Source organism: Sphingomonas sp. SP1 (genome assembly GCF_058313395.1).
This window is the reverse complement of the sequence record NZ_JBZFLC010000001.1, coordinates 808,064-820,901: the sequence shown is the minus strand read 5'-3', so window position 1 is coordinate 820,901 and position 12,838 is coordinate 808,064. Positions and strand designations below refer to the sequence as shown.

Genomic DNA, 12,838 nt, shown 5'->3' with positions numbered 1-12,838 from the left:
GAGCCCTTAACCCCCGTTTCGCAGCGCGACAAATCGCGGTAGGCCCCCACCATGGCCCGGGCCGACGTCCAGCAAGGTTCGGGGGCGACCCCGATGATGCAGCAATACCACCGCCTCAAGGCTGAGGCCGGTGACGCCCTGTTGTTCTATCGCATGGGCGACTTTTTCGAACTTTTTTTCGAAGATGCCCGGATCGCGGCCGGGTGCCTCGACATTGCGCTGACCGCGCGGGGGTCGGACGCCGGAGAGCCGGTGCCGATGTGCGGCGTGCCAGTGCATTCGGCGGAAAGCTATCTGGCTCGCCTGATCAAGGCCGGCCACCGCGTGGCCATTGCCGAGCAAACGGAAAGCCCGGCCGAGGCCCGCAAGGCGCGGGGGTCTAAGGCGCTGGTCGAGCGGGCGATCGTCCGCCTGGTCACTCCCGGAACGCTCACCGAAGACGCGTTACTCGACAGCGCGGCTCCCAACTGGTTGGCGTCGGTCGCGCGCATCGGCGACGATTGGGGCATTGCCGCCGCGGATATCTCGACCGGTCGGTTTGAGCTGATTGCCTGCGGTCCCGGCGACCTGCAGTCAGAACTTGCACGCCTGTCCCCGGCGGAAATCATTGCGGACGGTGAGCATCGCGGTGTCCGCTGCACGCCAGGCAAGGGCGGTTTCGATCCAGCCAGCGGTGAGCGTGCGCTGAAAAACCGGTTCGGCCTGGCCAGCATCGATGGTTTCGGAGAGCTTGGCCGGGCCGAGCTTGCGGCCGCCGGCGGACTACTGGCCTATCTGGACGCAACGCAGAAGCAGGCCACCGCCTTCCTCGGCGCTCCCCACCGGATCGAGCGGTTGCAGCATATGGCGATTGATTCGGCGACCCGCACCAGCCTGGAGATCTGCCGCACCAGCGACGGCCAGGTCGCCGGGTCGCTGTTGGGGGAAGTCGATCGCTGCGTCACGGCGGCGGGACGGCGTATGTTGGGAGGCGATCTGTCAACGCCCCTGCTGGGGCGGCGTGACATCGATGCGCGGCTGAACTTCGCCGCCTGGTTGCATCAGGACGCGCTTCGGCGTGGCCGGGTTCGCGAAGCGCTGCGGGCGATGCCGGACATCGGCCGGGCGCTCGGGCGGCTGGTTGCCGGGCGGGGCGGTCCCCGCGACCTCAGCTCGCTTCGCGGTGGGCTCGCCGCGGCGTCCGGCCTCCGGCAGCAGCTGGCCTCCGAACCCGACCGTCCGGAACTGCTCGAAAGCCTGCTGCCGGACCTTGTCGGGCACGAGGCGCTTGTCGCTCGCCTGACGGCAGCGCTGATCGAATCCCCCCCGCTGGATGCGGCCAAGGGCGGCTATATCGCCGACGGCTACGATCCCGAGCTCGACCGGCTTCGCGCTGTCTCGTCGGACGGCCGTCGTGCGATCGCCGCGCTCGAATCGGCCTATCGCGAAGCCACTGGCATCGGTTCGCTCAAGATCCGGCACAACGCCGTGCTGGGCTATCATGTGGAGGTTTCCGCCAGGCACGCGGACCGCTTGATGGCGGCAGATAGCGGTTTCACGCATCGCCAGACCCTGGCCGGAACCGTCCGCTTCAATTCGCCCGATCTTCATGCCGAAGCCAGCAGGGTCGTGGAGGCGGGTGCCCACGCGCTTGCGGCCGAGGCTGCCCATCTGGAGGAGCTGACCGCCCTCGCGGCGTCGGCGGCTCCGCAGATCATTCGGACCGGTGATGCGGTCGCCCGCATCGATGTGGCCGCAAGCCATGCCGAACGCGCCGCGGAAGGCGGATGGTGCCGACCGCAGTTGGCCGATCAGCCATGTCTCGAGATCGAAGGCGGGCGGCATCCGGTGGTGGAGACTGCCCTGGCCGCAGCCGGCGAGCGATTCATCGCCAATGACTGCTCATTGGGGCCCGCCGACAGGCTGTGGCTAATCACCGGGCCCAACATGGGCGGCAAGTCGACGTTCCTGCGGCAAGTGGCATTGATCGCACTCCTCGCGCAGGCCGGCAGCTTCGTCCCAGCGGGCCGGGCCCGGATCGGGATCGTCGATCGCCTGTTCAGCCGCGTCGGCGCGTCCGACAATCTGGCGCGCGGGCGCTCGACCTTCATGGTCGAGATGGTGGAGACTGCCGCGATCCTGGCCCAGGCAACGAAGCACAGCCTGGTCATCCTCGACGAGATCGGGCGCGGCACGTCGACCTATGACGGCCTCGCGATCGCCTGGGCAGTGGTCGAAGCGATGCACGACCGGGTCGGCGCCCGAACCCTGTTCGCCACCCATTACCATGAGCTGACCCGACTGTCGGACCGGCTGGACTGCCTATCGCTTCATCATGTGCGCGCCCGCGAATGGAAGGGCGACCTGGTCTTGATGCACGAAGTCTCCGCCGGGGCGGCCGATCGGAGCTACGGGATCGCGGTCGCGCGACTGGCGGGGCTGCCGCCGGCAGTCGTCGCGCGGGCCAAGGCGGTGCTCGCCAAGCTGGAGGCGGGGCGAGACGCGACGGGCGGTATCGCGGCCGGCCTCGATGACCTCCCCCTGTTCGCCGCTGCCCCGCCGCCGGAGCAGGTCGACGAAGTGCGAGAGGCGCTGGAGCAGGTGGATCCAGACGCGCTCAGCCCGCGGGAAGCGCTGGATGCGCTTTACCGGCTGAAGCGGCTAGCTGCCGAGCACGGTTGATGCTCCACGAACGCTTCGAAGCGGTCGGTGAGAAGCGCCGGATCATCGATCGTCGGACGCTTGGGGAGCAACTAGCCAGTGGCGCAGACGCATCGACCTTGCTGGGTGAGGCCCTGTCGGCAGGTCGCAGCGAAATCGCCCGGCGGATTGCCCGGGATCCGGCGAGCGGGCGCGTCCATGCCGCCGCGACCGCCTACCTGACCGATCAGCTGGTTCGGCTGGCCTTCGATCATTCGGCCGCAAGCCATCCAAACCCGAATCCGACGGCGGGCGAACGCATCGCTCTGGTGGCGCTGGGAGGCTACGGCCGGGGAGAAATGGCGCCGTTCAGCGACGTCGACCTTATGTTTCTGACCCCTCATCCGCGCGCACCCTGGTGCGAGCAGGTGGTGGAAGCGACCCTGTACCTGTTGTGGGATCTGAAGCTGAAGGTCGGGCAGGCCAGCCGAACGGTGCCTGAACTCTTGGCCTTGGCTCGCAGCGACATGACCGTGCGGACCGCAATGCTGGACGCCCGCTTTCTGTGGGGCGATCAACAGTTGTTCGAGGACGCCTGCGCTCGGTTCCGGCGCGAAATCGTGGTCGGCAGCGCGGCGGAATTTGTGTCGGCGAAATTGGGCGAACGCGATGAACGGCACGTCAGGATGGGGGACAGCCGCTACGTCGTGGAGCCCAACGTGAAGAGCGGCAAAGGGGGTCTTCGCGACCTCCATACGCTTTATTGGATCGGCAAATATGTGCATGGGGTTGCAAGCCCGGCCGAGCTGGTCGGTGCGGGCCTGCTTTCGGTGGCTGAATTCCGTCGCTTCGACCGGGCCGAACGCTTTTTCTGGTCGGTGCGCTGCCATCTTCACCTCGCGGCCGGCAGGGCCGAGGAACGCCTGAGCTTCGAGTTCCAGCGGCAGATTGCGGCCGCCATGAATTACGCCGACCGGCCGGGAAAGTCCGCGGTCGAACGGTTCATGCACTTCTATTTCCTCCAGGCTAAGACCGTCGGCGACCTCACCGGTCTTTTTCTGGCGCAGCTGGATGAGCAGTTGGGACAGAAGAATCGTCGCTTCGTTCTGCCGACCATCAAGCGCCGGCCACGCCGCCTGAACGGCTTTGTGCTCGACCGCGGCCGGCTGTCGGTCCCGTCAGCGGCTTTCCTGGCCGAGCAACCGACGCGTCTGCTGGAATTGTTCGCGCTCGCGGCGCGCGAGCAGATCGACATTCACCCCGAAGCGATGCGAGCGGCGGCGGCGAATGCCCGGCTGGTGGACAAGGTCCGCCACGATCCGCTGGCCAACGCGCTTTTCTTGAACGTCCTGACAGACCCGAACCGGCCGGATGTCGTGCTTCGCTGGATGAATGAAACCGGCGTGTTTGGCCGTTTCGTGCCCGACTTCGGACGCGTCGTCGCCCAGATGCAGTTCGACATGTACCACCACTACACGGTGGACGAGCACACCATTCGGGCGATCGGACTACTGGGGCGGATCGAACGTGGCGAACTGAGCGAAGACCATCCCCTTTCGACCGCGCTGTTCCGCCAGATCGGCTCCCGTCGAACCCTTTACGTTGCGGTGCTGCTGCACGACATCGCGAAGGGCCGGGGCGGCGATCATTCCGAACTTGGTTCGGACATTGCACGCCGTCTTTGCCCGCGCCTTGGGCTAACCGCCTCGGAAACAGACACGGTGGCCTGGCTGGTTCGTCATCACTTGCTGATGAGCTTCACCGCGTTCCGACGCGATCCGGCCGATCCGAAGACTATCGACGACTTCGTCGCTGCGGTCGCTAGTCCGGAGCGATTACGGCTTTTGCTGATCCTCACCGTGGTCGATATCCGTGCCGTCGGCCCCGGCACTTGGACGGACTGGAAGCGCCGGCTGCTGCGCACCCTTTTCGATCAGGCCGAAGAGCGGTTGCGCCTTGGCCACAAGCAACGTGGCCGGGCCGAAGTGGTTAGCGCCAAGCAGCAGCAGCTTGGGCGAGACCTTGGCTGGCCAACAGGCGCGCTGCGCGCTTACTTCCGGCGACTGCCTGACAGCTATTGGATTGCCGAGCCGCCCGAATGCCTATTCGCCAACGCCAAGCTGATCGCGGAGGCGGAGAGCCGGATCGGGGACTCCGCCCCAAAGGTGAGGATCGAAGGTCAGGAGGATGGCGCAACGCGGGTGACGGTATTTGCACCCGATCGGCCAGGCCTGTTTTATCGGATCGCGGCCGGGCTCGCGGCTGGCGGAGCGTCGGTGGTCAATGCTCGTATCCACACGACTCGCGACGGGCTGGCACTCGACAATCTGCTGGTTCAGAACGGTCAGGGGCTCGCCTATGCCGACAAGCGGCTTCGTACCCGGCTGACCCGAACCGTCGAAGCGGCCCTGGCCAGTCCTGAGCCCCCTCGACCACCCAAAGTTGCTGCGTCCCCGGAACTCGCGCCGTTCACGGTGGCTCCGGCCGTGACGATCACCGGGCGAGCGTCCCGGCGGACCACCGTGGTCGAGGTCAACGCCCCGGACCGGCCCGGTCTGCTGGCGACCCTCGCCGGGGCCATCCACCAACTGGGGCTCGTCATTCACTCGGCCCATATCGCGACCTATGGCGAGCGGGCGGTGGACGTCTTCTACTTGACGGACGCGGCCGGCCATAAGCTTGACGATGGGACGGCCGAACGCTTGCACCACGGCCTGCTTGCTGCAGTGGAACGCGGTCCACTCGCGAATTGAAGTCCGGTCAGCTTCAACGAAAAAGGGCCCCGCTGATCGCGGAGCCCCCTTCCTTATCGATCGCCCGGGCTTAGCCCCGCTCAGGCGCAGGCGGCGGCGGCGGAGGCGGCGGCGGTGCAACCGGGCAGCTGTCGGTCGCGAGGATCACCGACCCGTCCGCACAGGTCTGGGTTGGCGCCGGCGGCGGCGGCGGCGGGGGTGGCGGCGGAGCGGCCTCGGCCACGCGGACCGGCGGCGCCCACTTGCCACGCAGGGTAATGCCGAAGGTCCGCGGCTCGGCCAGGAACACACCGTACAACTGGGTCGAGCGGTTATAGAAGCCCTCGGTCAGTCCACGCTCGGTCCCGCGACGCGTTCCGCTACCCTGAAGAAGGGCATCGAAAGCAACCTGCTTATAGTCCGTGTCGAACAGGTTCTGCGCCCACAACTCCACTGACCAGCGGTCGTTGCGGTCGCGGAGGCCTAAGCGGGCGTTGAACACGGTGTAGCCGTTCTCCACCTTTTCGATGTCGAGATCGGAGCCAGTGTTGAACTGCGACTGGTGGCGGGCGTCGATGTAGACCAGACCCTTCAGATTGTCGCCGATCGGCGGGGTCCACGCCAGGCTGGAGGTGACGGTCCACAGCGAGCTGTTGGACAGGCGCCGGCCCGGCAGCTGGAACAGCGCCGTCGGAAGCGGCCGGCCGTCGGTGCCGACCAGATTGTCGCGATACTTGGTGTTCGAATAGGTCGCACCGAAGTTGAAGTTGACGTTCGGCAACGGCCGGCTGAACAACTCGAATTCCACGCCGCGCGAGCGAACGCCGGCGCGTGTGCCGCCGTCGCAGGCCCCGGTGCCCGGAGGGGTACCGTCGTTGTCGGTGTCGGCGCCGTTCAGGTCATCCTTGCAGCTGTTGATGTTCTCAACGAGGAAGTTGACCCCGTTGAAGGTGTTCAGCTGGAAGTCCTTGAAGAGTTGTTGGTAGACGGCGACGTTGATGTCGATGCCCCGGCCGTTGAACTTCGCGCCGAGCTCGACGGCGTCGTTGATTTCCGGCTTGAACTCGAGCTGGTCGGCGCTTGCCACCTCGGCGCAGCGCCCGAACGGATCGGCAGCGGCGCCGGTGTTGGCCGATGTGCAGATCGCGCCCGCGGCAAGCGTCGGGGGAAGGAACGGTGCCAGCGGCGCCGGCTGCGCGGTGAGGAAGATCGCGCGGCTGAGGGCCGAGCGGTCCAGGTTGAAGCCGCCCGCCTTGTAGCCGCGCGAATAGGAGGCGTAGGTCAGCAGGCTGTCCGTCGGCTTGTAGCTGAGCACCACGGTGCCCGACAGCTTGTTCTCCTTGCGCTTGCCGTCGAGATCCAGCGCGCCACCCGGGACGCTCGGGATGACGCAGGGCAGCGTCGACAGGCCGCCAAAGGGGTTCAGCGCGTTGGTGCTGCTGAAGCCGGTGCAGATGCTGTTGTTGTCGCGCAGCTCGGCATCCAGCTTCTTGCGCTCCATGGTGTAGCGCGCACCGACCGTCAGCTTCAGGCGGTCGGTGAACGAGAAGATGTTGTGGGTGAACAGGGCCAGGTTGTTGCTGGTCTGCTTGAAGTCGTCGATGAAGCCCGTGTCCTCGAAGCTGAGGAAATCCGGGACGAACGGACTGGCGAACGACAGCGCCGCGAAGCCGCTGTTGTTGGTCAGCGGGCCCGACGTGGCGAACGCGCCGAGGACCGGGGCGCTGGCACCGAACAGCGGCGCAAAGGCAGCAGCGCCCGTGGCGAAGCAATTCGGGTTGAGCGGATTGACGATCCCGCCCGCGGCTGCGGCGAATTGTGCCGCCAGCGCAGGGTTGGTCGCAGCCAAAGACGTCGCAAGATTGCCGGCCGTGCTGGCGAAGTTGAGGCCGATGAGGCAGTTCGCGAAGCGGGTGTAGTCGCGGCCGAATGCAAGCGTGTCGACGCTGCGCAGCTTTTCATTGGCGTAATAGCCGCCGACCAGCCAGTCGAGCTTCCCGCCGAGCCCCTCACCCTGAAGGCGAACTTCCTGGCTGAGCGTCTTGAAGCGGTTGAAAGCGATGTCGCCGTCGCGATAGACCAAATCCAGCAGGCCGTAATCGACGTCCGTCCCGCGCTTGTAGTCGTTGTAGCGGTAGGCGGTGACGCTGGTGAGTTCCGCGCCGCCGAAGTCGTAAACGGCCTCGGCCGACAGGCCCCAGTCCTTCACGTCGGAACGATAGTTGCGGCCCGGCGAAATGGTCACGTCCCGCTCGAACGGATCGTCCTGAACGGCGTCCGGGTTGAGCGTCAGCGCCTGGATGATCGCCTTGAAGGTGGACGGCGCGGCCTCGGACGAGCCCGGTCCGGTGTTCACATAATCGGTTGCCGGCAGGTACGGCGCGGCGCAGCATTCCTCGTTCCGGCGGGTATAATCGCCGATAATCCGTACCGAGAAATCGTCGGTCGGCCGGTACAAGAGCTGACCACGAAGCAGCCAGCGGTCGCGATCGTTCACGTCGCGGCCCGAGATGATGTCCTTGAGCAGGCCGTCCCGCTTGACCATGATACCGTCCACGCGGAACGCCAGCGCGTCGGTGATCGGACCAGTCACACCCAGCTCGAAACGCCGGAAGTCGTAGTTGCCGATGGTGACTTCGCCGTTCACCTCAGTGGTGAACTTCGGCCGCGCGGTGATGACGGAGATCAGGCCGGCGGACGCGTTGCGGCCGAACAGCGTGCCCTGCGGACCACGCAGCACTTCGACGCGCTCGACCTGGCCCAGTTCGGTCAGGCCGACGCTGGTGCGCGAACGGTACACGCCGTCGATGAACAGGGCGACGGAGCTTTCAAGGCCTGGGTTGTCGCCAACTGTGCCGATGCCGCGGATGCGGGCGGTGGAGGCGCCGGCCTCCGACTGGGTGGAGGAAACCAGCAGCGAGGGAGAGACCTGCTGCAGCTGGCGGATATCGCTGGCGCCGGTGTTGTCGAGCTGCCCGGCGGTGACCGCGCTGACAGCGAGCGGAACATCCGAGAGCGCCTCGTTACGGCGGGTCGCGGTGACGACAATGTCGCCGCTGTCCTGCACCTCCGTCGGGTTCGGCTCCTGCGCGGTCGTTGCCTGCGCGTCTACCGCTGCGCCTTCGGCGGTTGCGCCATCCGTGGGCTGGGCCGAGCCCTGATCGGTATCGGTCTGTTGCGCCCAAGCCGGCGTGGAAATGGCGAAAAGACCGGCCGAAAGCAGCCAAATGGACTTGCGCATGAGTACCCCTCCAGAATCCTGTTGGGGTTAGTGCTAGTGCAGCAACGCCTCTGACGGAAGCGACGGGGGCGGGTTGCTCAAAGCAATCCATCGCCCCTGTTACTCGGAAGCAACATGATGCGTTGCAGCAAAGTTAACAGCTTTTGCTGCAACGCAGCGCGTTATTTCGGGGCGAGCACCATCAGCATCTGGCGTCCTTCCATCCGTGGATGGGCCTCGACCTTGGCAATCTCACCGGTTTGCTCGGCGACGCGTTGCAGAACCGCCATACCGAGCTGGCCGTGCGCCATCTCGCGGCCCCGGAAGCGCATGGTGACCTTGACCTTGTCACCTTCCTCCAGGAACTCGACGACCTTCTTCATCTTCGTGTCGTAATCATGGTCGTCGATGTTGGGACGCATCTTGATCTCCTTGATCTCCTGCGTCTTTTGCTTCTTGCGCTGCTCGTTGGCCTTTTTCTGGGCTTCATATTTGAAGCGGCCGATGTCGAGGAACTTCGCGACGGGCGGATCGGCGTTGGGACTGATCTCGACCAGGTCGAGGCCCACGCTGACGGCCTGTTCGTAAGCTTCGCGCGTATACATCACGCCCAAATTCTCGCCGTTCTCGTCGATCACCCGGACCTTCTGGGACTGGATGAACTCATTGTAGCGAGGGCCGGTGAATTGCGGCGGCGCCTGCGGGCGGCGCGGATAGGGCGGTGGAATGAAGCAATCTCCTTAAGGCAATTGGGGTTCAGCGCCGCGAGCTAAGGCTTTCACGGCCCGAATGGAAGGGGGCAGCCCGCCAGGGCCGCAGAATTCAGCCACGATGTGGCGGTCCGGCGTCAGTTTGCAAGTCGGCGCCTCTCCCCGTCGCATCTGCCGCACACTACATTGCCGCCCATGCGTGTGGAGAGTTTGCCGGGATGTTGAGAGTGTTGGTTGCGATCGCAGGCTCGCTGGGCTTTGCGGCCCTGATCGCGGTCTACCATCGTGCCGGTCCAGCGATGAGCCGCCTGTGGCGCGCGATCCTGATCGGCCTGGCGTCGCTGCTGGCGCTGGTCGGGCTTGCGCTGGGCGTAGCAGGACTGGAATTCGACCAGATGTGGGCGGCAGTGGTCGGCCTGGGAGTGCTGCTGATTGCGGCGCGGATCGGCTGGTCGGCTCGGCGCCGCCAGGGGCGGGCGGGCGAGAGCCGCAGCGGCCTGCCCTCGACCGCTGACCTGCTCGACCCCCGCTGGCGCAGCTTCGAACGCCTGCTCGGCGCGGCGGACCAGCGGCGGGCACGGGCGGCGCGGGCGTCGATCCGCGGCTTCCTGGCCGAGCGGGACTCGCCCGGCCTGTCTGCATCGCACCAGTCGCTGCTGCTGTCGCTGGAACGGCGCGTGCCGGAGCTGCTGGACGCCTGTCACGATCGCTGCCGACGCGGCACGGCGGAGGAGCGGCGCCATTATCTGGATGGTACCCTCGACCGGCTGGAGCAGATCGGCCGTCAGGCGGAGCTGGCCCGTGAGGAGGTGCGCGGCGCCGACGACCAGCGGCTGGAAGTGCTTCACCGCTATTTCGACGGGGTGACGGACAGCCACCGCCGTCCGGAACTGCCCAAACCCTAGCGCTTGCCGCGCCAGCCCAGCGAGCGGCGGTTCAGCTCAGGAAGGTCGATCTTGCCGGCAAGGACCTGCTCGCCGAGATCGATGGCGGTGGCGAGCAACGGTTCCGGCGCGTGGCGATAGGCCGGCCGGGCCGCGATGCGCTCGTACCAGCAGCAGCCGCCGGCATTGTCGAGCAGGACCCGTTGAAAGCAATGGTCGTTGCGGATCGGCCAGCCGCGGATCACCGCGACCGCCGGCAGCGCCGTTCGCGTGAGGTGCAGCCAGCGGCGTTCCAGATCAGTCCGGTCGGGCAAGGTCCGGCGCAACGGCCTCGGCGGCGATCATCCGGACCGCTTCGTCCAGGCTCATGACGAGTTGCCGCTCCTCCGACCCGAGCCGCCGCAGCGCGACGGTGCCTTCCTCGGCTTCGCGCTTGCCGACGACCAACAGCAGCGGAACTTTGGCGAGGCTGTGCTCGCGGACCTTGTAGTTGATCTTCTCGTTACGAAGGTCGACGTCGGCACGGAGGCCGGCTGCCTTGAGCCGGGCCGCAACCTGCTGGGCATAGCCGTCCGCATCCGAGACGATGGTCGCGACCACGGCCTGCACGGGCGCCAGCCATAGCGGGAATTTGCCCGCGTAATGCTCGATCAGGATGCCGATGAAGCGCTCATACGAGCCGAAGATGGCGCGATGCAGCATCACCGGACGATGCCTTGCGCCGTCCTCGCCGATGTAGCCGGCATCGAGCCGATCGGGCAGCACGCGGTCGGATTGGATGGTGCCGACCTGCCACGTGCGGCCGATCGCGTCGGTCAGGTGCCATTCGAGCTTGGGCGCATAGAAAGCGCCCTCGCCCGGCAGCTCTTCCCACCCATATTCCGGCGTGGCGAGGCCGGCCGACACCACCGCATCGCGCAATTCATTCTCCGCCTTGTCCCAATCGGCGTCCGAGCCGAACCGCTTGTCGGGCCGGAGCGCGAGCTTGATCGAATAGGTGAAGCCGAAATCCTGGTAGATCCGGTCTGCGAGCGCACAGAAGGCACGGACCTCGTCCACGATCTGGTCCTCGCGGCAGAAGATGTGGGCGTCGTCCTGCGTGAACTGACGCACACGCATCAGCCCGTGCAGCGCGCCGTGCGGCTCGTTGCGGTGGCAGCAACCGTTCTCGTACAGGCGCAGCGGCAGGTCGCGATAGCTCTTGATGCCCTGGCGGAAGATCAGGACGTGCGCCGGGCAATTCATCGGCTTGAGTGCCATCCAGTCGGCTTCACCGCTGATAACGGGACCTTCGTCTTCGGTGTTCGGGACCTCGTCGGGAATGACGAACATGTTCTCGCGATACTTGCCCCAGTGCCCTGACTGTTCCCACTGGCGGGCGTCCATCACCTGCGGGGTCTTCACTTCCTGGTAGCCGGCCGCGTCGATCGCGCGGCGCATATAGGCCTCCAGCTGGCGCCAGATCAGGTAGCCGTTCGGATGCCAGAAGATGGAGCCGTGCGCTTCCTGCTGGAGGTGGAACAGGTCCATTTCCTGCCCAAGCTTGCGATGGTCGCGCTTGGCGGCCTCCTCCAGACGGGTCAGGTGCTCGGCGAGTTGTTTCTTGTTGAGCCAGGCCGTGCCGTAGATCCGGCTCAGCATCGGGTTCTTGGGATCGCCGCGCCAGTAAGCACCCGACACCCGCGTCAGCTTGAAGGCCTGCGGGTCGAGCTTGCCGGTGGAGGCCAGGTGCGGCCCGCGGCAAAGATCCATCCACTTCCCGTCGCCTTCACCGGATCGGTACATGGTGATCGGCTCGCCCTCGGGCAGTTCCATCACCCATTCGGCCTTGAAGGTCTCGCCAGTGCGGCGGAAGAAGTCGCGGACGTCCTCGCGTTTCCAGACTTCGCGGATCAGCGGCTCGTCGCGGGCAATGACGCGGCGCATCTCTTCCTCGATGGCGGGCAAGTCCTCGTCCGTGAACGGGCCGCGCTCGGCGGCCGGCGCAAAGTCGTAGTAGAAGCCGTCGTCCGTCGCCGGACCGAACGTGATCTGCGTGCCGGGAAACAGGTTCTGCACCGCCTCGGCAAGCACGTGGGCATAGTCGTGGCGGACCAGTTCCAGCGCATCCTTTTCATCGCGCAGGGTGATCAGCGCGAGTTCGGCGTCTTCCTCGAACGGGCGGGTGATGTCGCGCACTTCGCCGTTGATGCGCGCAGCAAGCGCGGCCTTGGCGAGGCCGGGTCCGATCGCGGCGGCGACGTCGGCGGGCGTCGAGCCTTCCGGCATTTCCCGCACAGAGCCGTCGGGGAGCGAGATTCGGAACATCTTGGACATGGGCCGCGCATTAGCGGGTGCGGCGCAGCATTTGCACCCCCTTCTGCCGGGTTTAGCGCTCGGCTGGCTGGCGGCTGAGGACCAGGGGCGCGGGGCAACCGTCGATGCGGCGGTCGACTGCGGCAAACATCATGGCGTCCGGCAGCCGGTCGAGGATCTCGGCCTGCGGAGTCTCTCCCTGCCTGCGGGCAAGAGACATGGGCGTTTCCGGGCAGGTTGCGGGCTGGGCCTGCGGGTTCACGACCGGCATGTCGGCGGCGAGACTGGACCGCGGATCAACCGGAGCGCCGAGGATCAGCGCGGCAATGGGAAGCAACAGCGCACGCATGACTCACCTCCTTACAGGGGAGTCATACC

General features: G+C 66.3%; 8 protein-coding genes. 3 read left to right on the top strand and 5 right to left on the bottom strand.

Annotated features, from left to right (window positions below; translation table 11 throughout):
* Window positions 1-51: 51 nt before the first annotated feature.
* Both mutS and AC4GYS_RS04255 read left to right on the top strand, forming a co-directional pair.
* Window positions 52-2,661 (top strand): DNA mismatch repair protein MutS, encoded by a 2,610-nt coding sequence (gene mutS / locus AC4GYS_RS04260; RefSeq protein ID WP_491107860.1) that lies wholly within the window; start codon window positions 52-54, stop codon window positions 2,659-2,661.
* Complete coding sequence (locus tag AC4GYS_RS04255; protein ID WP_491107859.1) at window positions 2,661-5,372, top strand: [protein-PII] uridylyltransferase; 2,712 nt, start codon at window positions 2,661-2,663, stop codon at window positions 5,370-5,372. Before mutS ends, AC4GYS_RS04255 begins: the two co-directional genes overlap by 1 nt.
* A gap of 70 nt (window positions 5,373-5,442) precedes the next feature.
* Here AC4GYS_RS04255 and AC4GYS_RS04250 read toward each other — a convergent pair whose 3' ends face one another.
* The gene (locus AC4GYS_RS04250; protein ID WP_491107858.1) at window positions 5,443-8,592 is read right to left on the bottom strand and encodes a TonB-dependent receptor; all 3,150 of its coding nucleotides are present in this window, start codon (window positions 8,590-8,592) and stop codon (window positions 5,443-5,445) included.
* 161 nt (window positions 8,593-8,753) lie between these two features.
* Window positions 8,754-9,299, bottom strand: a complete 546-nt coding sequence (gene infC / locus AC4GYS_RS04245; RefSeq protein WP_491109356.1) for a translation initiation factor IF-3 — start codon at window positions 9,297-9,299, stop codon at window positions 8,754-8,756.
* A 209-nt stretch (window positions 9,300-9,508) separates the two neighbouring features.
* Here infC and AC4GYS_RS04240 point away from each other — a divergent pair, with 209 nt between their 5' ends.
* On the top strand, window positions 9,509-10,186 hold the full coding sequence (locus tag AC4GYS_RS04240) for a hypothetical protein (protein WP_491107857.1): 678 nt from the start codon (window positions 9,509-9,511) through the stop codon (window positions 10,184-10,186).
* Here AC4GYS_RS04240 and AC4GYS_RS04235 read toward each other — a convergent pair.
* From AC4GYS_RS04235 to AC4GYS_RS04225, 3 genes are read right to left on the bottom strand one after another with little or no spacing between them, the layout of a single operon-like run.
* On the bottom strand, window positions 10,183-10,479 hold the full coding sequence (locus AC4GYS_RS04235) for a GCN5-related N-acetyltransferase (RefSeq protein WP_491107856.1): 297 nt from the start codon (window positions 10,477-10,479) through the stop codon (window positions 10,183-10,185). The genes AC4GYS_RS04240 and AC4GYS_RS04235 overlap by 4 nt on opposite strands.
* Entirely contained in the window at window positions 10,463-12,481 is a 2,019-nt protein-coding gene (gene thrS / locus AC4GYS_RS04230; protein ID WP_491107855.1) for a threonine--tRNA ligase, read from the bottom strand. The genes AC4GYS_RS04235 and thrS overlap by 17 nt, the downstream gene beginning before the upstream one ends.
* Before the next feature lie 52 nt (window positions 12,482-12,533).
* A complete protein-coding gene (locus AC4GYS_RS04225; protein WP_491107854.1) occupies window positions 12,534-12,809 on the bottom strand; it encodes a hypothetical protein in 276 nt (91 codons plus the stop codon).
* Window positions 12,810-12,838: the final 29 nt, after the last annotated feature.

Coding starts and splice junctions, on each gene's coding strand:
- mutS (WP_491107860.1), top strand. CDS start 52: ATGGCCCGGGCCGACGTCCAGCAAGGTTCGGGGGCGACCCCGATGATG.
- AC4GYS_RS04255 (WP_491107859.1), top strand. CDS start 2,661: ATGCTCCACGAACGCTTCGAAGCGGTCGGTGAGAAGCGCCGGATCATC.
- AC4GYS_RS04250 (WP_491107858.1), bottom strand. CDS start 8,592: ATGCGCAAGTCCATTTGGCTGCTTTCGGCCGGTCTTTTCGCCATTTCC.
- thrS (WP_491107855.1), bottom strand. CDS start 12,481: ATGTCCAAGATGTTCCGAATCTCGCTCCCCGACGGCTCTGTGCGGGAA.
- AC4GYS_RS04225 (WP_491107854.1), bottom strand. CDS start 12,809: ATGCGTGCGCTGTTGCTTCCCATTGCCGCGCTGATCCTCGGCGCTCCG.